General features: G+C 71.6%; 20 protein-coding genes. 17 read left to right on the forward strand and 3 right to left on the reverse strand.

The window, feature by feature from the left end:
* Positions 1–48: 48 nt before the first annotated feature.
* The 5 genes from gmk to J2Z30_RS37635 all read left to right on the forward strand — a co-directional run bounded on the left by gmk (position 49) and on the right by J2Z30_RS37635 (position 6039).
* On the forward strand, positions 49–615 hold the full coding sequence (gene gmk / locus J2Z30_RS37615; RefSeq protein ID WP_044568530.1) for a guanylate kinase: 567 nt from the start codon (positions 49–51) through the stop codon (positions 613–615).
* Positions 616–673: 58 nt separating this feature from the next.
* The gene (rpoZ, locus tag J2Z30_RS37620; protein WP_020867048.1) at positions 674–934 is read left to right on the forward strand and encodes a DNA-directed RNA polymerase subunit omega; all 261 of its coding nucleotides are present in this window, start codon (positions 674–676) and stop codon (positions 932–934) included.
* A 141-nt stretch (positions 935–1075) separates the two neighbouring features.
* Positions 1076–2284, forward strand: a complete 1209-nt coding sequence (gene coaBC / locus J2Z30_RS37625) for a bifunctional phosphopantothenoylcysteine decarboxylase/phosphopantothenate--cysteine ligase CoaBC (RefSeq protein ID WP_044568528.1) — start codon at positions 1076–1078, stop codon at positions 2282–2284.
* 277 nt (positions 2285–2561) lie between these two features.
* Entirely contained in the window at positions 2562–3770 is a 1209-nt protein-coding gene (gene metK, locus J2Z30_RS37630; protein WP_044568526.1) for a methionine adenosyltransferase, read from the forward strand.
* A 103-nt stretch (positions 3771–3873) separates the two neighbouring features.
* Entirely contained in the window at positions 3874–6039 is a 2166-nt protein-coding gene (locus tag J2Z30_RS37635) for a primosomal protein N' (RefSeq protein WP_044568524.1), read from the forward strand.
* Between the two features lie 132 nt (positions 6040–6171).
* On the opposite strand, the gene J2Z30_RS37640 is transcribed toward J2Z30_RS37635, so the two are convergent.
* A complete protein-coding gene (locus J2Z30_RS37640) occupies positions 6172–6687 on the reverse strand; it encodes a hypothetical protein (RefSeq protein ID WP_044568522.1) in 516 nt (171 codons plus the stop codon).
* 311 nt (positions 6688–6998) lie between these two features.
* On the opposite strand from J2Z30_RS37640, the gene fmt reads away from it, so the two are divergent.
* The 3 genes from fmt to J2Z30_RS37655 all read left to right on the forward strand — a co-directional run bounded on the left by fmt (position 6999) and on the right by J2Z30_RS37655 (position 11530).
* A complete protein-coding gene (gene fmt / locus J2Z30_RS37645; RefSeq protein ID WP_044568520.1) occupies positions 6999–7931 on the forward strand; it encodes a methionyl-tRNA formyltransferase in 933 nt (310 codons plus the stop codon).
* 112 nt (positions 7932–8043) lie between these two features.
* Positions 8044–10014, forward strand: coding sequence for an ABC transporter ATP-binding protein (locus tag J2Z30_RS37650; protein WP_044568519.1), 1971 nt, complete (start codon positions 8044–8046; stop codon positions 10012–10014).
* 43 nt (positions 10015–10057) lie between these two features.
* Positions 10058–11530, forward strand: coding sequence for an RsmB/NOP family class I SAM-dependent RNA methyltransferase (locus J2Z30_RS37655; RefSeq protein ID WP_044568517.1), 1473 nt, complete (start codon positions 10058–10060; stop codon positions 11528–11530).
* A gap of 32 nt (positions 11531–11562) precedes the next feature.
* Here the strand turns inward: J2Z30_RS37655 and J2Z30_RS37660 are convergent, their stop codons facing one another.
* Positions 11563–12495: a serine hydrolase gene (locus J2Z30_RS37660; RefSeq protein ID WP_044568515.1), complete on the reverse strand. Its 933-nt coding sequence runs from the start codon at positions 12493–12495 to the stop codon at positions 11563–11565.
* A gap of 147 nt (positions 12496–12642) precedes the next feature.
* Between J2Z30_RS37660 and rpe the strand changes: the two genes are divergently transcribed.
* Both rpe and J2Z30_RS37670 read left to right on the forward strand, forming a co-directional pair.
* Complete coding sequence (gene rpe / locus J2Z30_RS37665; RefSeq protein WP_044568512.1) at positions 12643–13317, forward strand: ribulose-phosphate 3-epimerase; 675 nt, start codon at positions 12643–12645, stop codon at positions 13315–13317.
* A gap of 135 nt (positions 13318–13452) precedes the next feature.
* On the forward strand, positions 13453–14442 hold the full coding sequence (locus J2Z30_RS37670) for a sugar-binding transcriptional regulator (protein WP_020867038.1): 990 nt from the start codon (positions 13453–13455) through the stop codon (positions 14440–14442).
* 12 nt (positions 14443–14454) lie between these two features.
* Here J2Z30_RS37670 and J2Z30_RS37675 read toward each other — a convergent pair whose 3' ends face one another.
* Positions 14455–15072 (reverse strand): TetR/AcrR family transcriptional regulator, encoded by a 618-nt coding sequence (locus J2Z30_RS37675; RefSeq protein WP_245388879.1) that lies wholly within the window; start codon positions 15070–15072, stop codon positions 14455–14457.
* Between the two features lie 91 nt (positions 15073–15163).
* Here J2Z30_RS37675 and J2Z30_RS37680 point away from each other — a divergent pair, with 91 nt between their 5' ends.
* The 7 genes from J2Z30_RS37680 (at position 15164) to J2Z30_RS37710 (ending at position 24235) form a co-directional block, all read left to right on the forward strand.
* Positions 15164–15904, forward strand: coding sequence for an SDR family NAD(P)-dependent oxidoreductase (locus J2Z30_RS37680; protein WP_044568507.1), 741 nt, complete (start codon positions 15164–15166; stop codon positions 15902–15904).
* A 342-nt stretch (positions 15905–16246) separates the two neighbouring features.
* Positions 16247–17002 carry an IclR family transcriptional regulator gene (locus J2Z30_RS37685; RefSeq protein ID WP_044568506.1) on the forward strand — a complete coding sequence of 252 codons (756 nt, stop codon included), beginning with the start codon at positions 16247–16249 and terminating at the stop codon, positions 17000–17002.
* Positions 17003–17235: 233 nt separating this feature from the next.
* Positions 17236–18456, forward strand: a complete 1221-nt coding sequence (locus tag J2Z30_RS37690) for a fumarylacetoacetate hydrolase family protein (RefSeq protein ID WP_063790874.1) — start codon at positions 17236–17238, stop codon at positions 18454–18456.
* Positions 18457–18499: 43 nt separating this feature from the next.
* Entirely contained in the window at positions 18500–19432 is a 933-nt protein-coding gene (locus tag J2Z30_RS37695) for a 2-hydroxyacid dehydrogenase (RefSeq protein WP_044568504.1), read from the forward strand.
* Positions 19433–19738: 306 nt separating this feature from the next.
* A complete protein-coding gene (locus tag J2Z30_RS37700) occupies positions 19739–21388 on the forward strand; it encodes an L-lactate permease (protein ID WP_044568502.1) in 1650 nt (549 codons plus the stop codon).
* Between the two features lie 55 nt (positions 21389–21443).
* Complete coding sequence (locus J2Z30_RS37705) at positions 21444–22643, forward strand: enolase C-terminal domain-like protein (protein WP_052701277.1); 1200 nt, start codon at positions 21444–21446, stop codon at positions 22641–22643.
* A 128-nt stretch (positions 22644–22771) separates the two neighbouring features.
* Complete coding sequence (locus J2Z30_RS37710; RefSeq protein WP_044568500.1) at positions 22772–24235, forward strand: GuaB1 family IMP dehydrogenase-related protein; 1464 nt, start codon at positions 22772–22774, stop codon at positions 24233–24235.
* Positions 24236–24395: the final 160 nt, after the last annotated feature.

The following is a 24395-nucleotide window of genomic DNA, read 5'->3' on the forward strand; positions in this document are numbered from 1 at the left end:
CCCGGCCCGGCGTTTCCAGGCACTCCCGGGAACCTGGATAATCGCTCCATGGCAGCACACTCCGCACGACCGCGACTGACCGTGCTCTCCGGCCCCTCCGGGGTCGGCAAGAGCACGGTCGTCGCCCATATGCGCAAGGAACACCCCGAGGTCTGGCTCTCGGTCTCCGCCACGACCCGGCGACCGCGCCCCGGGGAGCGGGACGGCGTCCATTACTTCTTCGTGGACGACGGGGAGTTCGACAAGCTCATAGCAAATGGTGAGCTGCTGGAGTGGGCCGAATTCGCGGGCAATCGCTACGGCACTCCGCGCGAGGCGGTCATGGACCGCCTCGGGGTGGGCGAGCCGGTGCTGCTGGAGATCGATCTGCAGGGCGCCCGGCAGATCCGTGAGTCCATGCCGGAGGCGCAGCTGGTCTTCCTCGCTCCGCCGAGCTGGGAGGAACTGGTGCGCCGGCTCACCGGCCGGGGCACTGAGGCGCCCGAGGTGATCGAGCGGCGGCTGGAGGCCGCGCGGACCGAGCTGGCCGCCGAGTCAGAGTTCGATACGACCTTGGTCAATACCTCCGTCGAGGACGTGGCCAATGAGCTGCTAGCCTTGATGCGAGTGGCTTGATCTTCGATTCACTCTTGCCGTCAGGCGAAATAAGGAAGGCTAGAGAGTGTCCTCTCCCATGACCGCGCCCGAGGGGATCATCAACCCTCCGATTGATGAGCTGCTCGAGGCCACCGACTCCAAGTACAGCCTGGTGATCTACGCGGCCAAGCGCGCGCGTCAGATCAACGCGTACTACTCCCAGCTCGGTGAGGGCCTGCTCGAGTACGTCGGTCCCCTTGTGGACACCCACGTCCACGAGAAGCCCCTCTCGATCGCGCTCCGTGAGATCAACGCGGGCCTGCTGACCTCCGAGGCCATCGAGGGCCCCGCTCAGTAGGTTTCGGATCGCTTGAGCCACCGGCCCGGCAGTGATGCCGGGCCCGTGGTGTGTCATGGGTACGTGAGCCGACCCGGCGTACCGTGACTGGACGTAACGCCCGATGCGGCATACGACGTACCCGGTGGGGAGAGCCAAGCGATGGACAAGCCCGAGGTGGTCCTGGGCGTCAGTGGCGGGATCGCCGCCTACAAGGCGTGCGAGCTGCTGCGCCGCCTCACCGAGTCCGGCCATGACGTACGCGTCGTGCCGACCGCCTCGGCGCTGCACTTCGTCGGCGAGGCGACCTGGTCGGCGCTGTCCGGGCATCCGGCGACGACCGAGGTCTGGGAGTCCGTCCACGAGGTGCCCCACGTCCGCATCGGCCAGTCCGCCGATCTGGTCGTGATCGCCCCCGCCACCGCCGATCTGCTCGCCAAGGCCGCCCATGGCCTGGCGGACGACCTGCTCACCAATACGCTGCTCACCGCGCGCTGTCCGGTCGTCTTCGCGCCCGCGATGCACACCGAGATGTGGGAGCACCCCGCCACCCAGGAGAACGTGGCGACGCTGCGCCGCCGCGGCGCCATCGTCATCGAACCCGCCGTGGGGCGGCTCACCGGCGTGGACACCGGCAAGGGGCGGCTGCCGGACCCCGGGGAGATCTTCGAGGTCTGCCGCCGGGTGCTGGCCCGCGGCACCGAGGCGCTCACCGCCGATCTGGCCGGCCGCCATGTCGTGGTCAGCGCCGGAGGGACCCGCGAGCCGCTGGACCCGGTGCGTTTCCTCGGCAACCGCTCCACCGGCCGCCAGGGGTACGCCCTGGCCCGCGCCGCCGTGGCCCGGGGCGCGCGGGTGACGCTCGTCTCGGCCAACAGTGAACTGCCCGACCCGGCCGGTGCCGACGTGGTGCGCGCGGGCACCGCGGCACAGCTGCGGGAGGCCGTCCTCAAGGCCGCCGCGGACGCCGACGCCGTGGTCATGGCCGCTGCCGTCGCCGATTTCCGCCCCGCGCGGTACGCCGAGGGGAAGATCAAGAAGCGCGAGGGCCAGGAGCCCGAGCCGGTCGCCCTGGTACGGAATCCGGACATCCTCGCCGAGATCTCCGCGGAGCGCGCCCGCCCCGGTCAGATCGTGGTCGGCTTCGCCGCCGAGACCGACGACGTGCTCGCGAACGGCCGCGCGAAGCTGGCCCGCAAGGGCTGCGATCTGCTGGTGGTGAACGAGGTCGGGGAGCACAAGACCTTCGGCGCCGAGACCAACGAGGCCGTGGTGCTCGGCGCCGACGGCACCGAGACCCCCGTGCCGTACGGCCCCAAGGGCGCGCTCGCCGACACCGTCTGGGACCTGGTGGCCCGCCGCCTGGGCTGAGCGCGGATCCGGGGCTCGCCGGGACCTCTTCACAGGCTCGACAGGGGCAGGGCGCGGCCGATCGGGCTCATGACACATCCCTGCCACGGCGAGGTGGGGCTGTATTTCGGCTTGAGGCAAGGTATGTTCCCGGTCACGGGCCTGCCCGTTCTGTGGGACGGGGATGCTTGACCGGTGGACGTGCCGGATAAACTGGCCCAGGAACCGCATCGGGCGCAGCCCCCGCGGCGGTCCCGACCATGATCAGCCAGCAGCCGCTGCAACCCCAGGGAGCGATGTGTCCCGCCGCCTGTTCACCTCGGAATCTGTGACCGAGGGTCACCCCGACAAGATCGCTGACCAGGTCAGCGACACCATTCTCGACGCCCTTCTGCGGGAGGACCCGCACTCCCGGGTCGCGGTCGAGACCTTGATCACCACCGGCCTGGTGCACGTGGCCGGCGAGGTGACGACCAAGGCGTACGCCCCGATCGCGACGCTCGTGCGGAACAAGATCCTCGACATCGGCTACGACTCGTCGAAGAAGGGCTTCGACGGCGCCTCCTGCGGCGTCTCGGTGTCGATCGGCTCACAGTCCCCGGACATCGCCCAGGGTGTGGACTCCGCCTACGAGCTCCGGGTCGAGGGCGACGAGGACGAGCTGGACAAGCAGGGCGCGGGCGACCAGGGCCTGATGTTCGGGTACGCCTGCGACGAGACGCCCGAGCTGATGCCGCTGCCGATCAACCTGGCGCACCGGCTCTCCCGCCGGCTGTCCGACGTCCGCAAGAACGGGACCATCCCCTACCTGCGCCCGGACGGCAAGACCCAGGTCACCATCGAGTACGACGGCCACAAGGCGGTCCGCCTGGACACCGTCGTCGTCTCCTCGCAGCACGCCTCCGACATCGACCTGGACTCGCTGCTGGCGCCCGACATCCGGGAATTCGTGGTCGAGCACGTGCTGAACGAGCTGGTCGAGGACGGCATCAAGCTCGACACCGAGGGCTACCGCCTGCTGGTCAACCCCACCGGCCGCTTCGAGATCGGCGGCCCGATGGGCGACGCGGGCCTCACCGGCCGCAAGATCATCATCGACACCTACGGCGGCATGTCCCGCCACGGCGGCGGCGCCTTCTCCGGCAAGGACCCGTCCAAGGTCGACCGCTCCGCCGCCTACGCCATGCGCTGGGTCGCCAAGAACGTGGTGGCCGCCGGCCTCGCCCAGCGCTGCGAGGTACAGGTCGCCTACGCCATCGGCAAGGCCGAGCCGGTCGGCCTCTTCGTCGAGACCTTCGGCACGGCGGCGGTCGACGCCGAGAAGATCGAGAAGGCCATCTCCCAGGTCTTCGACCTCCGCCCGGCCGCGATCATCCGCGACCTCGACCTGCTCCGCCCGATCTACGCCCAGACCGCGGCATACGGCCACTTCGGCCGTGAGCACTCCGACTTCACCTGGGAGCGCACCGACCGCGTCGACGCCCTCCGCGCGGCGGCGGGTCTGTAAGCCCCCGGCTCGATCCCCGGATCCCGACGAAGGCCCGGACGCCCCTGCGGCGTCCGGGCCTTCGCATGCGTCCCTGTCCGTACGGTCTGCTAAGACTTGATCTGTGAGCAGGGACGACGAGCGGCCGAGGGATCCGGCGGAGGTGCCGGAGGGGGAGCAGCTCGCGCTCATTCGGGAGACGGTGCGCAAGGCCAAGGTGCCCAAGGCCAAGCCGCGGACCTGGCGGGGGGCGGCGCTGGCCGCGGAGCGGCCGGTGGCGCGGGTGCTGGTCGACAAGGGGCCGGTCCACCTCGACAAGCTGTGGGACTACGCGGTGCCGGCCGAGATGGACGCCGAGGCCCGGCCCGGGGTGCGGGTGCGGGTGCGGTTCGGGGCCGGGGCGGGGAAGGTGCGCGAGGGGCGGCGCGAGGGGGGCGGGCTGCTCGACGGGTACATCATCGAGCGCGTCGCCGAGTCCGACTACCGGGGCCCGCTGGCCGCCCTCGCGCAGGTGGTCTCCACGGAGCGGGTGCTGGGGACCAGGCTGCTGGCGCTGTGCCGGGCGGTCGCCGACCGGTACGCCGGGTCGCTCGCCGATGTGCTCCAGCTGGCCCTGCCCAAGCGCAACGCCCGCGCCGAGGGCGAGCCGTCACCGCCGCCGATGCCCCCGCCGGAGCCGCCCGCGCCCGGGAGCTGGGCGCGCTATCCGGCCGGGACGGGGTTCCTGGAGGCGCTGGCGCGCGGGGACCGGCCGCGTGCCGTATGGACCGCGCTGCCCGGACCGCACTGGCCCCGGGAGTGGGCCACCGCAGTGGCCGCCACGCTCGCGTCCGGGCGCGGGGCGCTCGTCGTCGTGCCCGACGGGCGGACCGCCGAGCGGGTGGACACGGCGCTCACGGAGGCGCTCGGCGGCCCGGGGCGGCATGTGCTGCTCACCGCCGACCTCGGGCCCGAGGAGCGCTACCGCCGCTGGCTGGCGGTCAGCCGGGGCTCGGTGCGGGCGGTGGTGGGCACCCGGGCGGCGATGTTCGCACCGGTCCGGGAGCTCGGGCTGGTGGGGATCTGGGACGACGGGGACCGCAGCCACAGCGACGACCGGCTGCCGCAGCCGCATGCCCGCGATGTGCTGCTGCTGCGCGCCGTCCATGAGAAGACCGGCTTTCTGCTGGGCGACCTCGGCCGCACCGTCGAGGCCGCCCAGCTGGTGGAGAACGGCTGGGCCCGCCCGCTCGAGGCCGACCGCGAGCGGGTCCGGGCGGCCGCCCCGCTGATCCGTACGGTCGACGAGGGCGAGGTGGCCCGGGACGCGGAGGCCCGCGCCGCCCGGCTGCCCACGCTCGCCTGGCAGACCGTACGGGAGGCGCTGACCCGGGGCCCGGTGCTGGTGCAGGTGCCGCGCCGCGGCTATGTGCCGAAGCTCGCCTGTGAGCGCTGCCGGGAGCCCGCGCGCTGTGCGCACTGCTCGGGCCCCCTGGAGGCGCGGGACGCGGACCATCTGGTGTGTGGTTGGTGCGGGCGGGACGAGCCCGCCTGGCACTGCCGCGAATGCGGGGGAGTCCGGCTGCGGGCGTCCATCGTCGGCGCCCGGCGCACCGCCGAGGAGCTGGGCCGCGCCTTTCCGTCCGTGCCCGTCCGCACCTCCGGCCGTGACCATGTGCTGACGTCCGTCCCCGACCGTCCGGCGCTCGTCGTGAGCACACCCGGCGCCGAACCGGTCGCGGAGGGCGGCTACGCAGCGGCGCTGCTGCTCGATGGCTGGGCCCTGCTCGGCCGCCCCGATCTGCGCGCGGGCGAGGACGCGCTGCGCCACTGGCTGGAGGCGGCCTCGCTGGTCCGCGGCCATGGGGAGGAGGGTGACGACGGCCGGGGGGGCACGGTGGTGATCATGGCCGAGCCGACGCTGCGGCCCGTCCAGGCGCTGGTGCGCTGGGACCCGGCCGGTTATGCGGCGCGCGAGCTGGCCGAGCGGTCCGATCTGGGCTTTCCGCCGATCTCCCGGATGGCGGCCGTGACCGGCCCCGCGGAGGCGGTGACCGAGCTGATCGCCTCGACCCGGCTCCCCGAGGGCGCCGAGACCCTGGGCCCGGTCCCGCTGCCCCCGCCGCCTCCCGGCCGCCCGCGCCGCCCCGGAGACCCGCCCGCGGGCGAGGTCTGGGAGCGCGCTCTGCTACGGGTCCGCCCCGGCCAGGGCGGCGCCCTCGCGGCGGCTCTCAAGGAAGCGAAGGCCCGCCGTCTGGCCCGGGGGGACAGGGACCCCGCGGTGCGGGTGGATCCCCTGGACATTGGGTGAGCCCGGAGGCGTAGGGCATCCGGTGGCCTGGGCCCTCCGGCCCGGGGCACCTCCCAGCGGTAGCTGCTGGGGGAGGCTCTTGCGCCCCGGCGGGGGGTACCTCCCGCCGATAGCTGGGGGAGAACCGAGCCTTCAGCGGGACGGCCGGGGGCTCGGGAAAGCGCTCGGGCGGGGGTCCTCGCGGAGGGACGGGGTCGACTGCGGGGGGACCGTGCGGGCGGCGGGCACCGAGGGCAGGGGGGCGGGCTCGGCCGGGCGGCCCGTAGACGGTTCGCCGCCCTCGGCCGCGTTCTGCGCGGCGGCCCGGCGGGCGCCGTAACGGCGGTGCACCGCCTGCTTGGTGACGCCGAGCGCCGAGCCCACCGCGTCCCACGAGAAGCCGAGCGAGCGGTCGAAGTCGACCGCGGCCGTGACCAGCGTCTCGACGCTGTCCCGCAGTTCCTGGGCGAGCCGCACGGTGGGGGCCGGGGCGCGTCCGTAGACCACGAAACCGGCGGACGGGCCGGTGCGACGGGGGCGGTAGACATTGCCGAGCTGGGCGGTGAGCGTGCGCAGCGCGTCCACCTGGCGGCGGACCCGCTCGATGTCCCGGACCAGGAGGTGCAGGCTGGCCCGTGCCTGGGCGTCATGAGTTGCGTGGTCGGCCATGAACAAGCCTCTCGAACCGGCGTTGACGGGGGATGGGGGGATGGGGGGATGAGTTGGGGGGGTAGGGGAGTTGGGGGGAAGGGCTGGGGCTGGATCGGGGGAGTCGGACGGACGGCGGGAAATGGAGCGGGCCGCGACAGCGGCCCGATGCGGTCAATCTGCCTTGACCAACGCGGCACCCGCCCGTCGGTCACGGTCCGGGGCGTGCGGCAGTCCGCTCGTACGCCCCCTCGGACGGCGGACCATAGACTTCAGACGCTGTTTGCGACGTTCCCGCCGTATCCGCCGTGTTGAGAGGTAGTTCGCCACCCATGAGGCTCGTCTTCGCCGGTACCCCCGAGGTCGCCCTGCCCGCTCTGGACGCGCTGATCGCGTCCGAGAAGCACGAGGTGGTGGCCGTGGTGACCCGTCCCGACGCGCCCGCCGGGCGCGGCCGTCGGCTGGTGGCCAGCCCGGTCGCCGAGCGGGCCGAGGAGGCGGGTATCGAGGTGCTCAAGCCCGCCAGGCCGCGCGATCCGGAGTTCCTGGCCCGGCTCACCGAGATCGCGCCGGACTGCTGCCCGGTGGTGGCCTACGGCGCGCTGCTGCCCAAGGCCGCGCTGGAGATCCCCGCGCACGGCTGGGTCAATCTGCACTTCTCGCTGCTCCCGGCCTGGCGGGGTGCGGCCCCCGTGCAGCACTCCCTGCTCGCGGGTGACGAGATGACCGGCGCCTCGACCTTCCAGATCGAGGAAGGGCTGGACTCCGGGCCGGTGTTCGGGGTGGTGACGGAGCAGGTGCGGGCCGCCGACACCAGCGGCGATCTGCTGACCCGGCTCGCCTTCGCCGGTGCGGGGCTGCTCGAGGCGACGATGGACGGCATCGAGAACGGCACCCTGCGCCCGGTGCCGCAGCCGGCCGAGGGCATCTCGCTCGCACCGAAGATCACCGTCGAGGACGCGGAGATCGGCTGGACGGCGCCCGCGCTGCGCGTCGACCGGCTGGTGCGCGCGTGCACCCCCGCCCCGGGCGCCTGGACCACCTTCCGGGGGGAGCGGCTGAAGGTCGTCTCGGCGCGGCCGGTCGCGGACCGTACGGATCTGGAGCCCGGTCTGCTCGCCGCCACCAAGAAGGCCGTGTACGTGGGCACCGGCAGCCATGCCGTCGAGCTGACCTGGGTGCGGCCGCAGGGCAAGAAGCCGATGCTCGCGGCGGACTGGGCGCGCGGGGTGCGGATCGCGGAGGGCGAGCGGCTCGGGGCCTGAGCGGACCGCCGCGCCGAAACCGGAGCTGGGCCACGGACGCGCCGAGGAGGCGGGCGTTGACTTCAACCTAGGTTGAAGTCCTACGTTCCTCATGAGACCTCGGAGGTACGTGATGGACATGCAATCGACCGCCTGGCATTCCCTGTATCAGACGGCCAACGCCCAGGACGACCGGCGGCCCTTCTCCCGCGAGACGCTGCGCCGCATCGGCGCCTTCGCCCGTCCGCACCGCCGCCAAGTGCTGCTGTTCCTGGTGCTGAGCACGGTCACTGCGGTGCTCGCGGTGGCGACGCCGCTGCTGGCCGGCCGGGTGGTGGACGCGATCGTCCACCGTTCGGGACAGGGCACGGTGCTCTGGCTGGCCGGGCTCATCGCCGCGATCGCCGTGGCGGAGGCGGCGCTCGGGCTGGTGACCCGCTGGCTGTCGGCGAACATCGGCGAGGGGCTGATCCTCGATCTGCGCACCGCCGTCTTCGACCACGTCCAGCGGATGCCGGTGGCGTTCTTCACCCGGACCCGCACCGGCGCGCTGGTCAGCAGGCTCAACAACGACGTCATCGGCGCGCAGCGGGCGTTCAGCGACACCCTCTCGGGGGTGGTCGGCAATATGGTGACGCTGTTGCTCACCTTCGTCGTCATGGTCGGGATCTCCTGGCAGATCACCCTGCTGACGCTGGTGCTCCTGCCCGTCTTCCTGCTGCCCGCGCGCCGGGTGGGCGGACGGCTGGCGAAGCTGCGGCGTGAGGCGGCCGCGCACAACGCCGCGATGAGCACCCAGATGACCGAGCGCTTCTCCGCGCCCGGGGCGACCCTGGTCAAGCTGTTCGGGCGGCCCGCCGACGAGTCCGCCGAGTTCGCCGCGCGGACCCGGCGGGTGCGGGACATCGGGGTGCGGACCGCGATGGTGCAGGTCTCCTTCGTGACCGCCCTGACCCTTGTCTCCGCCCTGGCCCTCGCCCTGGTCTACGGCCTCGGCGGCTGGTTCGCGCTGCACGGGCGGCTCGACCCCGGCGCCGTCGTCGCGCTCGCGCTGCTCCTCACCCGGCTGTACGCGCCGCTGACCGCGCTGGCCGGGGCGCGGGTCGAGGTGATGAGCGCGCTCGTCAGCTTCGAGCGGGTCTTCGAGGTGCTCGACCTGGAACCGCTGATCAAGGAGAAGCCGGACGCCCGGGAGGTCCCGGAGGGGCCGGTGTCCGTCGAGTTCGACCGCGTCGACTTCGGCTACCCGGCCGCGGACAAGGTCTCCCTCGCCTCCCTGGAGGAGGTCGCCACCCTGGACACCCGCGGTGGCGTCCCGGTCCTGCACCAGCTGTCCTTCCGCGCCGAACCGGGCCAGATGGTGGCGCTGGTGGGCTCCTCCGGCGCCGGGAAGTCGACCATCGCGCAGCTGCTGCCGAGGCTCTACGACGCGGACCACGGCGCCGTACGGCTCGCCGGGGTGGACGTCCGCGATCTGACGGCCGACTCGATCCGCGCCACCCTCGGCATGGTCACGCAGGACGGCCATCTCTTCCATGAGTCGATCCGCGCCAACCTGCTGCTGGCCCGGCCGGAGGCCACCGACGAGGAGCTGTGGGAGGTGCTGCGCCGGGCCCGTCTCGAGGGGCTGATCGCGGCCCTGCCGGACGGTCTTGACACCGTCGTCGGCGAGCGCGGTTACCGGCTCTCCGGCGGTGAGCGCCAGCGGCTGACCATCGCCCGGCTGCTGCTGGCCCGGCCCCGGGTGGTGATCCTCGACGAGGCCACCGCGCATCTGGACTCCACCTCGGAGGCGGATGTCCAGGAGGCGCTCGGCGAGGCGCTGGACGGGCGCACCGCGGTGGTGATCGCCCACCGGCTGTCCACGGTCCGGGCAGCGGATCTCATTCTCGTCGTGGAGGACGGGCGGATCGTGGAGCGCGGTACGCACACCGCGCTGCTGGCCGCCGGGGGCCGCTACGAGGAGCTGTACCGCACCCAGTTCGAGCAGCCGGCGAGTGCTGACCACGGATTCGCCGTCAACGGCACGACCGTGGACGGAACCATCGTGGACGGAACGGCCCTGAACGGTGGTCCCACGACCGCCGACGCCCCGGCGACGTAGGCTGGTCCCTTCAGCCCGATCCGTACCCCGGAGCACATTTCCCGTGACCGACCAGCCCCGTCGTCGCCGTCCCCACGCCCCGAACCGGCCTGGCAAGCCCTACCGCCGCCCGCAGAAGGACCCCGTGCGGATCCTCGCCTTCGAGGCGCTGCGGGCGGTCGACGAACGGGACGCGTACGCCAACCTCGTTCTCCCGCCCCTGCTGCGCAAGGCGCGGGAGAGCGCGGAGGCCGGCAGCGGGCCGCGGTTCGACTCCCGGGACGCGGCGCTCGCCACCGAGCTGGTCTATGGCACCCTGCGCCACCAGGGCACCTACGACGCGGTCATCGCCGAATGCGTGGACCGCCCGCTGCGCGAGGTGGATCCGCCCGTGCTCGATGTACTGAGCCTCGGCGCCCACCAGTTGCTCGGGACCCGTATCCCCACCCACGCCGCCGTCTCGGCCAGCGTCGAGCTGGCCCGCGTGGTGCTCGGCGACGGCCGGGCCAAGTTCGTCAATGCCGTACTGCGCAAGATCGCCACGCATGACCTCGACGGCTGGCTGGAGCGGGTCGCCCCGCCGTACGACGAGGACCCCGAGGAGTATCTGGGCGTCCGCCACTCGCATCCGCGCTGGGTCGTCTCCGCCCTGTGGGACGCGCTCGGCGGCGGCAGCGCCGGTATGGAGGAGCTGCTGGCCGCGGACAACGAACGGCCCGAGGTCACCCTCGTCGCCCGGCCCGGCCGGTCCACGCCCGGGGAGCTGCTGGCCGCGGTCGGCGAGCAGACCGCGATGCCGGGCCGCTGGTCGCCGTACGCGGTGCGGCTCACCGAGGGCGGCGAGCCCGGTGCGCTGGAGGCCGTGCGCGACGGGCGGGCGGGAGTGCAGGACGAGGGCAGCCAGCTGGTGGCCCTCGCGCTGGCGAACGCCCCGCTGGAGGGGGACGACCGGCGCTGGCTGGACGGCTGCGCGGGTCCCGGCGGCAAGGCCGCGCTGCTCGCCGCGCTCGCCGCGGAGCGCGGTGCCTCCCTGCTGGCCGCCGAGAAGCAGCCGCACCGGGCCCGGCTGGTGGCCGGGGCCCTGGCGGGCAACCCGGGGCCGTACCAGGTGATCGCCGCGGACGGCACCCGGCCGCCGTGGCGGCCGGAGTCCTTCGACCGGGTGCTGGTGGACGTCCCCTGCACCGGCCTGGGTGCCCTGCGCCGCCGCCCCGAGGCGCGCTGGCGGCGCCGCCCCGAGGATCTCGAGGGCTTCGCGCCGCTCCAGCGCGGGCTGCTGCGGGAGGCGCTGGCCGCGGCGCGGATCGGCGGGGTGGTCGGCTACGCCACCTGCTCCCCGCATCCGGCCGAGACCCGGGCCGTGGTCGAGGACGTCCTCAAGGGGCGGGGCGGCGCGGCCGTCTCCGCGGAGTGGATCGACGCCCGACCGCTGCTGCCCGGGGTGCCCGAGCTGGGCGACGGCCCCGACATCCAGCTGTGGCCGCACCGGCACGGCACGGACGCCATGTATCTGGCCCTGCTGCGCCGTACCGGCTGACCGCGCTCGGTTCCGGGCGGTCCTTTCCGGGGTCAGTCCTTCGGGACCGTCGGAAGCGCTTCCTCGGGCCGGTCGGTCGGGGCGTAGAGCGTATCGGCGCGGGCGGTGGGGTTGAGGTCCCTGTGCACCGCGCGCGCCACCGCCTCGATGGTGGCGACGCCCGCCTCCATGGTGCGGTCGTCCTGGGTGAGCACGGTGAGCGTGTAGTCGTGGCCGCCGCCGGTGAAGGCGCCGATGCTGTGCACCCGCCAGCCGTGCGAGGACCGCTCCAGCCAGCCGTTCTTCACATGGATCTTCGTACCGCCCGGGGCGCCGGCCGGGGTGCCCCAGCGCTGTTCCCGGATGACCTTGCCCATCAACGAGAGGATGTACGTGCGGGAGCCGTCGCTCAGCACCGTATTGGGGTGGGTGATCAGGTCGAGGAGCCGCTCCTGGTCGTTCGCGGTGATCCGGGTGAGGCCCCAGTAGCCGTCCTTGCCGGGGACGGTGGCGTCCATTCCGGCCGTCCGCAGGAACGCCTTGACCCCGGAGGGCTCGAGCTGCTTCCACAGCTTGCTGGTCGAGGCGTTGTCCGACTTGGTGATCATGGCCTTGGTGAGGGTCTTCTCGCGTTTGGTCAGCCCCCGGTGGTGCCGCTGCGCGTCCCACAGCAGCGTCCCCAGGACCGTCACCTTCACCACGCTCGCGGAGTCGAACCTCTGGTTGGCGCGCAGGGTGCAGCGGGTGTGGGTGGTGTGGTCGCGGAGGCTGATCGCGACGGTTCCGGACCGGCCGCGCAGCGCGCCGGCGATGTCCTTGGACATCTTTCCGGCCAGCCCCGACTGGTGCGAGACGCAGACCGGCCGCGGTGCCGTGGCCGCCGCGGAGGCGGGTCCGGCCCCGGCGACCGGCGCCGCGACGACGGCCGCTGTGAGCGCCGCGCACACCGCGGTGCGCGGATGCCGGGGTATTCGATCGCTCGTCATGGTGGGTTGCCTGTTTGCGCCCGATGGCCAAGGGTTCTGTCCGACATCTTCATGATCCTGGCTCCATCGGCGTCCGTCGATCCGAGCCGGACCGATGATCAGATCCCGGCTCCATGGACCGGCGCCGATCGTGGGAGGCTTGGAGCCATGGCCCTGCAGATCAATCCCAGCATCCTGTCCGCCGACTTCTCCCGCCTGGCGGATGAGGCGAAGGCGGTCGAAGGCGCCGACTGGCTCCACGTCGACGTCATGGACAACCACTTCGTCCCCAACCTCACCCTCGGCGTGCCGGTGGTCGAATCGCTGAGCAGGGCCACGCAGACCCCGCTGGACTGCCATCTCATGATCGAGGACCCGGACCGCTGGGCGCCGCAGTACATCGAGGCGGGCGCCGGCTCCGTCACCTTCCATGTGGAGGCCGCGGCCGCGCCGGTGCGGCTGGCGCGCGAGATCCGGGCCAAGGGCGCGCGGGCGTCGATGGCGCTCAAGCCCGCCACGCCCATCGAGCCGTACGAGGACCTGCTGCCCGAGCTGGACATGCTGCTGGTGATGACCGTGGAGCCCGGTTTCGGCGGCCAGGCGTTCCTCGACATCATGCTGCCGAAGATCCGCCGCACCCGGCAGCTCATCGCCAAGTACGGCCTTCAGATGTGGTTGCAGGTGGACGGCGGGGTCTCGGCCGAGACCATCGAGCGGTGCGCCGAGGCGGGCGCCGACGTGTTCGTCGCGGGCTCGGCCGTCTACGGCGCCGACGACCCGGCCAAGGCCGTACGGGAGCTGCGCCACCTCGCCGAAAAGGCGACCGGCACCCCCGGTTCATGAGGCGAGGTAGCCACCGGTCGATGAACTCAAGGGTGAAGGCCAAACCAACTCCGCCGTTTCTGACAGGATGAACGGTGAGTCCGGACAGTGAATAGTGAGGAGACCGCGGTGTCGACGGGCCGTTCAGCCACGCGGATGGGACCCGCCGAACTGGTGCAGGCGGCCGCCATGGCGCGTCGCTTCTACCTCGAGGGCAAGTCCAAGATCCAGATCGCCGAGGAGTTCGGCGTCAGCCGCTTCAAGGTCGCGCGGGTGCTGGAGACGGCGCTCGAGCGCGATCTGGTGCGCATCGAAATCCGGGTTCCCGCCGAGCTCGACGCGGAACGCTCCGACGCGCTGCGCGCCCGCTACGGGCTGCGCCACGCGGTCGTCGTGGAGTCCCCGGCCGACGCCGAGGCGGACACCCCGGACCCGGAGAACCTCGGCGAGGTCGCCGCGGACCTGCTGGGCGAGCTGGTGACCGAGGGGGATGTGCTGGGGCTGGCCTGGGGACGGTCCACGATCCACATGGCGGCCGCGCTGCACCGGCTGCCGCCGTGCACGGTCGTCCAGCTCACGGGCGTGTACGACGCGGGCACGGCCGAGCGCGGCTCGGTCGAGGCGGTGCGCCGCGCCGCCGCCGTCTCCGGCGGTGAGGCGCATCCCATCTACGCCCCGATGCTGCTGCCGGACACGGCCACCGCGGACGCCCTGCGCGGCCAGACCGGTATCGCCCGCGCCTTCGAGTACTTCGACAAGGTCACCGTGGCCTGCGTCTCCATCGGCTCCTGGGAGGCCGGGATCTCCACGGTCTACGACATGCTGACGGAGGAGGAGCGGGCCCACTACGAGAGCCTGGGCGCCGCCGCCGAGATGTCGGCCCACCTCTTCGACGCCGAGGGCCGCCGCATCGGCCGTGACCTGGGCGAGCGCTGCATCACCGTGGAGGCCGACCGGCTGCGCCGGATCCCCGAGGTGGTGGCCATCGCCGGTGGCCGCCGTAAGGCCGAGGCGATCGGGGCGGTGCTGAGGTCCGGCCTGGTCACCAGCCTGGTGACGGACACCGCCGCCGCGGACTACCTGCTCGCCGGGACCACCCCCGCCGCCCACCCCGCCCTCGACCGCGCCGACCCGGACGGGCCGTAAGGCCCCCGGGGGTCACCGGTCGGCTCTCGGGGCGCTGAGCATCGCCGATTCGATGATCGCCTGCAGTTCCTCGGTGGTGGCGCCGTCGCGGGCCTGGACGGCCAGCCCGTGCAGCACCGTGGTGTACAGGGCCGCGAGGGTCCCGAGGTCCGCGGTGGCGGGGACGTCGCCTGCCGCGACGCCCCGCTCGAGCCGTTGCCGGAAAAGCTCGCGCACAGCCTGTCGGCGCTCGGTCACGAAGGCGCTGACCTCTTCGTTCCGTGCGCTGCCGGCCGCGGCCGCGAGGACGACCATGCATCCGGGCGGACGCTCGGGGTCGGCGAAGGTGACGATGTTGGCCCGCAGCAGCGCGCGGATGCCCTCGTAGGCTGTCGGCGCCTCTTCCAGGGCACGCTGCGCCGGGGCGCCGACGGTGGATCCGTACAGCTCGACGGCCTCCCGGAACAGCCCCTCCTTGCTGCCGAAGCAGGCGTACAGGCTGGGTGAGGCGATGCCCATCTCGGTGGTGAGGCGAGTCATCGAGGCGCCGTCGTAGCCGTACTTCCAGAAGACTTCCATCGCCGTGCGCAGTGCGGTGTCCCGGTCGAAGCCGCGCGGTCTGCCCCGCTGCCCCATGAGCGCTCCCCTCATTTCTGTGTCGATTGTAAAACAAACCCCATTGACAGGTCCTGGCGGGCTGCTAGATTTCTGTGTCGATCGACACAGAAATGAGGGAGCACAAGTGAGTGACCTGTCTGGCAAGGTGGCGCTGGTGACCGGTGGCAGCCGTGGCATCGGGGCGGAGATCGCCCGGACGCTGGCCGCCGGGGGAGCGGCGGTCGGCCTGACCTATCGCAGCGCGGCGGACCAAGCGCACGGTCTCGTCAAGGAGATCCAGGCCAACGGCGGACGCGCCCTCGCCATCCAGGCGGACAACGCGGACCCCGAGGCGGTGCGGGCGGCGATCGAGACGACCGCCGCCGAGTTCGGCGGCTTCGACATCCTGGTCAACAACGCTGGGGTGTTCCCGTCCGGGCCCCTGGAAGAGGTGACGTCGGAGGAGCTCGACCACACCCTGGCGACCCACGTCCGAACGGTGTTCACCGCCGCACAGACCGCGTCCCGGCACATGACCGACGGCGGCCGGATCATCAACATCGGCAGCTGCCTGACCGAGCGGCTGCCCGGCCCGGGAATGACGCTGTACGCGATGAGCAAGTCGGCGTTGCAAGGCCTCACCAAGGGGCTGGCCCGGGACCTGGGCCCGCGCGGAATCACCGCGGTCGTGGTGGATCCCGGCCCGACGGACACCGATATGAACCCGGCTGAGGGACCCGCCGCCGACTTCCTCCGCGGATTCATCGCCGTCGGCCATTACGGGCACGCACGGGACGTCGCCGGCATGGTGGCCTACCTGGCCGGTCCCGGCGGCCGCCATGTCACCGGCAACTCGATCCTGGTGGACGGCGGCTTCGCCGCCTAGGGGGTGTCCGGCGGATCTTCGCGCCTGCGGCGGGCTGCTCCCCTCCCCGCCCCTTCCCGGCACCTGACGATATGCGGCTCCGCCGCGTGTGGGGCTCGCCCCGGACCCCGGGGTCCAGGGGCGAAGCCCCTGCCACGCGGCGGAGCGGCATATCGAAAGGGTGCGGGAAGGGGCGGGGAGGGGGAAGCGTCGATATGCGGCTCCGCCGCGTGGTCCGCCGGACACCCCGTAGTGCCGAGGGCTTGAGCGGGCCTGTGAGCAGGGTTAATGTCAGCACCCTGCCCACCTGCTGGGTGAAATGTCAGCACCCTGCCCACCTGCTGGGTGAGAGGGGACCCGACCATGACAGCCGTGCCGAACTCGGTCCTCGGGAAGGCCGTGGCGCTCCTGAACGCCTACGAGCCCGGTGATGATTCGCTGAGCCTCGCCGAACTGCACCGAAGGACCGGTATCCCCAAGACCACCTTGCACCGGCTGCTCGGCGAGCTGGGCGAGTGGAAGGTGCTCGAGCGGACCCGCCGGGGGTACCGCCTTGGGATGCGGATGTTCGAGTGGGGCCAGCTCGTCTCCGTCCAGCGTTCGCTCTGCGATGCCGCGGCGCCGTTCCTCGCCTGCCTCTCCGAGGCGACGCGTGCCACGGTGAACCTCGCGGTGCCGGAGGGGCCCGACGTGGTGTACATCCAGAAGATCAATGCCCTCGACGGGCCTCGGAAGCCCCCACGCGTGGGTGGCCGGCTGCCGATGCACTGCACGGCGCTCGGCAAGGCCATCCTCGCCCATGGCCTCCCTGGCCGGCTCGATGCCCTGGTATCGGGCGGCCTGGTCGGGCAGACCTCACACACCGTGCGCGACCTGGTCGCCCTCCGCGCCGAAATCGAGCGGGTGCGGGCGTGCGGCTTCGCGGAGGAGCGGGAGGAAGCTGTTGTCGGGGTCGCGTGCGTAGCCGCCCCGGTCCGGAACTCGAGCGGCGTGGTGGTCGGAGCGATCTCGGTCGCCGGGGATCCGGCGAAGATCGACGCAGGGCGGGTCTGGCCGACGCTGCGGGCCACGGCGCTGGGCCTGTCGCGCAACGTGGACAGGCGCGGGCCCGGCTGGTGAAGCGCGGCGGCACCTCACGACGAAACCCGCACCCCACGGACTGAGACAGTCCGGAACCTCCATACGGCCCGGCCGACCCCGCTCTGGTGGGGTGGCCGGGCCGTAATCGTTGCTCCGCAAACGCCGCACCAGCCTCCCGTTCCGGTGAACGGAACACATCGTGGCGGGGTGCCTGGCCAGCTCCATAGTGGACCGCCGTGGACGGCAGGCAGCGGGCACGCGAAGGAGCAGCAATGAACGTCATACGCACCAGCGTCACCAATTCCGACGCGATCGACGGGGAAGCCGCGACGGCTCAGTTGCTGCCCGCGGACTCCGCGCGTTCCGTTCTTGTCGGACGGGTCTGGGACCCCGATACCGGAGGCCCTCGGATCGTGACCGTCCGCGACGACCAACTCCTGGACCTCACCGACGAGTTCTCGACCGTCGCCGAGCTCCTCGAGCATGCCGCACCCGGGCCTGCCGTCGCGCGGGCCGCGGCACCGGTCCGTTGGTCCCTCAGGGACGTCGTCGCCTCGTCGGCGGGTGCGGACCCGGACGTCCCGCGGCTGCTCGCGCCCATCGATCTGCAGGTGATCAAGGCATGCGGCATCACCTTCACCGAGAGCCTGATCGAGCGGGTCATCGAGGAGCGCTGCCGCGGCGACTTCACCCGCGCCTCGGCCGTCCGCGGCCTGGTCATGGACGCTCTCGGCGGAAGCATCGCAGTGGCGCCGGGGTCCCCGGAGGCGCTCAGGGTGATCGAGGTGCTGACCGCACAAGGCATGTGGTCCCAGTATCTCGAGGTAGGCCTGGGCCCCTACCCGGAGGTGTTCACCAAGGCCCCCGTCCTGTCGTCCGTTGGCCACGGCAGCGCCATCGGCATCCCGTCCTTCTCCGAATGGAACAACCCGGAGCCGGAGTTGGTACTCGTCGTCGACTCCGGCGGGCGCGTCAAGGGAGCGACGCTCGGCAATGACGTGAACCTGCGCGATGTCGAAGGCCGCAGCGCACTCCTGCTGGGCATGGCCAAGGACAACAACGCCTCTTGCGCCGTCGGCCCGTTCATCCGTCTTCTCGACGGCGATTTCACCCTCGATGTCCTCCGCGACGAGGAGATCACCCTCCAGATAGACGGACGGGACGGCTTCCACTTGGAGGGCCACAACAGTCTCTCCCGCATCAGCCGGACATTCGAGGAGCTCGTCGGCGCGACGTACGGCGTCCACCACCAGTATCCGGACGGTTTCGCCCTCTTCACCGGAACGCTCTTCGCTCCCACCCAGGACCGGGGGAAGGCGGGCATGGGGTTCACCCACCGACCCGGCGACCGGGTCACCATCAGCAGCCCGCACCTCGGCACGCTCATGAACACGACCGCGCCCACGGAGGAGCTGCCGCCCTGGGAACTCGGCCTCCTCGCCATGTCCAAGTATCTGGCGGGGCTCGGACCTGCGCGGACTCTCCACCCCTGACTTTTCCGACACTGACTTCCTTCCGAGACAGGAGAGCCCGCATATGGTGCCGACTATCAGTGACCCTGCCGTGGTCCTCGTCCCCGACGCCGACTGTGCCTCGGTCCTCGCCGAAGTGCCCGGTCTGCGCCCGGTCGTCTACGATCCGCGGTCCGCGCTGCCCGCCGAGGCGCGCACGGCGCGGGTGCTGGTGGCCCCGTTTCAGATGGCCCCGGGAATGACCGCGCTCACCGACGGAATGCCGGACCTGGAGCTGGTGCAGCTCCTCACCGCCGGGGCCGAGGCGTGGATCGGCCGGCTGCCCGAGGGGGTCGCGCTCTCGGACTGCCGGGGCGCTCACGGCGGCGCCACCGCGGAGTGGGTGGTGTCGGCGCTGCTCGCGGTGTACCGGCATCTGCCGCGGTTCGGCCGGGCCCAGGACGAGGGGCGCTGGGACTACCACCGGACCGAAGAGCTGGCCGGCAAGAAGATCCTCATCGTGGGGGCCGGTGACGTGGCGGAGAACACGGTCCGCCGGCTGGCGGGGTTCGAGGTGAGCACCACGCTGGTCGGCCGGCACGCCCGGGACGGCGTGCACGGAATGGACGAGCTGCCGGGCCTGCTGCCCGAGCACGACGCCACGGTGCTGGTCGTCCCGCTCACCGAGGAGACCCGCGGCATGGCCGACGCGGAGTTCCTGGCCGCGATGCCGGACGGCGCGGTGCTGGTCAACGGGGCGCGTGGCCCGGTCTGTGACACCGACGCGCTCGTCGCCGAGCTGGACTCCGAGCGGCTGCGGGCCGCGGTCGACGTCACCGACCCGGAGCCGCTGCCCGAGGGACACCCCTTGTGGAAGGTGCCCGGTCTGCTGCTCACCCCGCATGTGGCCGCCAGCGTGCCGCTGACGATGCCCCGGGCCTACGACGTCGTGGCGGAGCAGCTGCGCCACTTCGTACGGGGCGAGGAACCGCCGAACGTGGTGCACGGAACCTACTGACCCGGTGCCTCCTGGGCGCGGCAGCGCCGAGGACGCCCACGGCCGGACCACCAGGTGGCAGTCGTCGGCGCTCTCAAGAACAACGTCAACTGCCTTGACGTGATTCGCCTCCGCGTACACAATCCGACTTACATAACAGACAACGTCTTAAATATAAGACGTCGCAAGCGGAATTTGTTGCGCCGAACGGCTCGCCGGGCGAGGTCGTCGGCCCATGCACCGAGAGGTCCGCCTTCTGACGCGGGCCCCGAACGCCCTTACCGATTACTCCATTTCCTCCTCCACCAACGCCGCCGGAGGCCCGTCATGTATCACCAGCCCACTGCCCCTCTGGGCGGATCCCTAGGGTGGTCGGCCCTGACCGCCGCCATCCCTCTGCTGCTGCTGTTCCTGCTCCTGGGCGTGTTCCGGGTCCGGGCGTGGATCGCGTCCGTCATCGGGTTGCTCGTCGCGACCGCCGTGGCGATCGGTGTGTACGGGATGCCGTTCGCGACCGCGGTGTCCGGCGTGGCGGAGGGGGCCGTCTTCGGGCTGTTCCCGGTCATGTGGATCGTGGCCAACGCGATCTGGGTCTACCGGATGACCCGCGACAGCGGGGATTTCGACCGGTTGCGCGAGGCGTTCTCACGGGTCAGCGACGACCGCCGGATCCAGGGTCTGATCATCGCGTTCTCCTTCGGCGCGCTGCTGGAGGCGCTGGCCGGCTTCGGGGCGCCGGTGGCGATCTGTTCGGTGATGTTGGTGGCGCTCGGGTTGTCGGCCATGCGGGCGGTGACGGTGTCGATGATCGCGAACACCGTGCCGGTGGCGTGGGGCGGTGTCGGGCTGCCGATCATTACGCTCGGTCAGGTCACCGGGATTCCGGTGGACACGCTGAGCGAGGCCACCGCCCACCTCGTTCCGGTGCTCGCGCTCTTCGTCCCGATGTTGCTGCTCGTGGTGCTCGACGGCGCCCGGGGTGTGCGCGAGGTGTGGCCCGCGGCGGCGGTGGCCGGGGTGGCGTTCGCCGTCCCGCAGTACGCGGTCGCGACCTTCGGCCCGATCCAACTCGTGGACATAGTCGCCGCACTGGCCTCGGCCGGATCCGTGCTGCTGTTGACGCGGTTCTGGCAACCGCGCCGCTCGGAAGACTCGGTGCGAGCCGACGTCGAGGCGCCCGGTGGTGGAGCCCTGACGCCAACTGGCACCGGCGCGACCGGCGTTCTCACCGCTCCGTCCCGCGTCGACGTCTTCCGCGCCTTCGCGCCCTACCTGGTGATCATCGTGTTGTTCACCCTGTCCGTGATCCCGAGTGTCAAGGGCGCGCTGAAGGCTTCGACGCTGACCTTCGAATGGCCCGGACTCGAGGTACGGACACCAGAGGGCGAGCCGGTGGCGCTCGCGACCTACAAGTTCGACTGGCTCGCCACCCCCGGGACGGTGCTGCTCATCGCGGGCGTCGTCATCGCGATGATGCTGCGGATCAGCGCCCGCTCGGCGCTGCGGGCCTACGGCCAAACGCTGTCGCAGCTGCGCGAGGCCGCGGGCACCGTCATGGCGGTGCTGGCGCTCGCCTACGTGATGAACCTGTCCGGGCAGACCACGACACTCGGCCTGTTCCTGGCCACTGCCGGAAGCTTCTTCGTCGTCCTGTCACCGTTGCTCGGCTGGTTCGGTACCGCCGTCACCGGCTCGGATACGTCGTCGAACTCGCTGTTCGGCGCGCTGCAGGTCAGCGCCGCCCAGGGGACGGGGATGTCGCCCACCCTCGCCGCGGCCGCCAACACCGCCGGCGGGGTCCTGGGGAAGATGATGAGCCCGCAGAACCTGGCCATCGGAGCGGCGGCCGTCGGCCTGGCAGGGCGCGAGGGCGAAATCCTCCGGCGGGTCCTCCTCGCGTCCGCGGTGCTCGTGCCCGCTCTCTGTCTGCTCGTCTATCTGCAGTCGACCCCGGTCCTCGGGTGGCTCGTGCCTTGACCGGGACCCGATACACCCACCCATCCGTATGGACACCAGCATTGGAGGCAATCCCATGATCGACGCGCGGATCTCATCGGTACGGATGCGGGAAGTCAGCGCCGTGCTCGCCGCCGGTTCACCGCACCGTGCGGCCCCGCCCCAGTCCCGCCCGCTCAGCATCTACCCGTCGTTCCACACCGGATCCGCAGGCCAGGTGCTGCTGTCCGATCCTCATCACAGAACTGCCAGGTACCTCGAGATCGCGACCACGGCCGGTGTGACCGGCAGGTACGGGCCGCTCGACCAGGATGTGGTCGCCCCATTGGCAGAGGGCATGGCGAGTGGATTGCTCGGGCTGAACCCGATGGCGAACGGCTACATCTGGGATGTGCTGCAACGCACCGACCGGCACTCACGTCACGGAACCCGCAAGATCGCAATGAGCGCCGTGGACAACGCGCTGTGGGATCTGCGCGGCCGCTTGACGGGCGTTCCCGTCTGGCAGCTGCTCGGAGGGGCCGGTCGCACGCAGATCCCGGCCTATGCCAGCACACACGGCACGTTTCATTCCGAGGGCGAAGTCGAGCGCACGGCGGAGGAACTGCTGGACGAGGGCTACACCGCCCAGAAGTGGTTCTTCGGCGACGGGCCCGCGCAAGGCCCCGAAGGAATGGAACGCAATATCGCGCTGGTCGAACGTACCCGAGCGGCCGTCGGTTTTCGATCCGCCCTGATGTTCGATGCGTTTATGAGCTGGGACCTTCCCTATGCCCGGTCCTGGTGCTCCCGGGTGGAGCACCTCCGGCCGGATTGGCTGGAGGAGCCATTCCCGGCGGCGGCGGTCCCGTCGTTCGCGCAGCTCCGTTCCTCGACCACCATTCCGCTGGCGGCCGGTGAGCACCTGTACGACCGGTACGATCTCCTGCCCTTCCTGCAGAAGGGGCTGCTGAGCGTGGTGCAAGTCGATCCGGAATGGTGCGGTGGGGTTACCGAAGTAATGCGCATGTGTGCCATGGCCGAGCCGTTCGGCGTTCAGGTCTTCCCGCACGGGCACGGTATCCACGCCGCGCTGCATATCGTGGCAAGCCAATCGCCGCAGCTCTGTCCGTCTGTCGAGTACCTCTACCGCTTCACTCCCGAGAAGCACTATTTCGAGGTCGAAGCTCCCGTTCCGAAGGGCGGAGCGATCCCGCTGCCCACCCGCCCGGGATTCGGAATCGAAATCGACGAAGATCGAGTGGAGGCGGACAAGGAACTCTTCGCGTTTTCCTGAGCCGACCGCTGCCGTGGACGAGGCGCTGCGGCAGCGTCACGCTCCTTGTAGGATTACATGATCACGAGGCTCGTTCGCTGTGTCTTCATGGGGGTGACCTGCCTCCCTTCGTGTGAAAATGTGGAAGTATGCAATTCCTTGAGCCCGGTACCGGACGCTACGTAAAGTCATCTCCGGCTCCCTACGACCTGACGTACGACGATGTGTTCATGGTGCCGAGCCGTTCCGCGGTCGGCTCCCGCCAGGGAGTGGACCTGTCGGCCCCCGACGGCACCGGCACCACCATCCCGCTCGTCGTCGCCAACATGACCGCGATCGCCGGCCGCCGCATGGCCGAGACGGTCGCCCGGCGCGGTGGCCTCGTCGTCATCCCGCAGGACATCCCGATCGACGTCGTCACCGACGTGGTCCGCTGGGTCAAGAGCCGCCATCTGGTGCTGGACACCCCGATCGTCCTCGCCCCGACCGGCACCGTCGCCGACGCGCTGTCGCTGCTGCCCAAGCGGGCACACGGCGCGGGCGTGGTGGTCGAGGACGGGCGTCCGGTGGGCGTGGTGACCGAGTCCGACCTGACCGGGGTGGACCGCTTCACCCAGCTGTCCGAGGTGATGTCGCGGGAGCTGATGGTGCTCGACGCCGACATCGACCCCCAGGAGGCGTTCAGCCGCCTCGACGCCGCCCACCGCAAGCTGGCCCCCGCCGTGGACGCGGACGGAAAGCTGGTCGGCATCCTGAGCCGCAAGGGAGCGCTGCGCGCGACGCTCTACACGCCCGCGGTGGACGCGGCGGGCCGGCTGCGGATCGCGGCCGCCGTCGGGGTCAACGGCGATGTGGAGGGCCGTACGAAGGCGCTCCTCGACGCCGGGGTGGACACCCTCGTCGTGGACACCGCCCACGGCCACCAGGAGTCGATGATCAGCGCGCTCAAGGCGGTCCGAGGCCTGGGCCCGCGGGTGCCGGTGGTGGCGGGCAACGTGGTCGCCGCAGAGGGGGTGCGTGATCTCATCGGGGCCGGTGCCGACATCGTCAAGGTCGGCGTCGGGCCGGGCGCCATGTGCACCACCCGCATGATGACCGGCGTGGGCCGGCCGCAGTTCTCCGCGGTGATGGAATGCGCCGCCGAGGCGCGGAAGTTCGGCAAGCACATCTGGGCGGACGGCGGTATCCGGCACCCCCGCGACGTCGCCATGGCGCTGGCCGCCGGGGCGTCCAACGTCATGGTCGGCTCCTGGTTCGCGGGCACGTACGAGTCGCCCGGCGACCTCCAGCACACCGCCGACGGCCGTCCGTACAAGGAGAGCTTCGGCATGGCCTCGGCGCGCGCGGTGCGCAATCGCACCAGCGAGGAGTCGGCGTACGAGCGGGCCCGCAAGGGGCTCTTCGAGGAGGGCATCTCCACCTCGCGGATGTTCCTGGACCCGGCCCGGCCGGGCGTCGAGGACCTGATCGACTCGATCGTCGCGGGCGTGCGCAGCTCCTGCACCTACGCGGGCGCGGGGTCGCTGGAGGAGTTCCACGAGCGGGCCGTTGTCGGCGTCCAGAGCGCCGCGGGGTACGCCGAGGGCAAGCCCCTCCACGCCTCCTGGGACTAACCCTCAGCGGTTCGATCCGGGGGCTTGGGTCTTCCGGCAGGGGGCACCTCCCAGCGGTAGCTGGGGGAGACTTATGCGCCCCGGAGGGGGCACCTCCCAGCGGTAGCTGGGGGAGAACCGAGCCCTCAAAAAAGGGGCGCCACAGCCCCACTCGGCTCGG

This window comes from Streptomyces iranensis (genome assembly GCF_017874715.1).
Lineage (GTDB): Bacteria > Actinomycetota > Actinomycetes > Streptomycetales > Streptomycetaceae > Streptomyces > Streptomyces iranensis.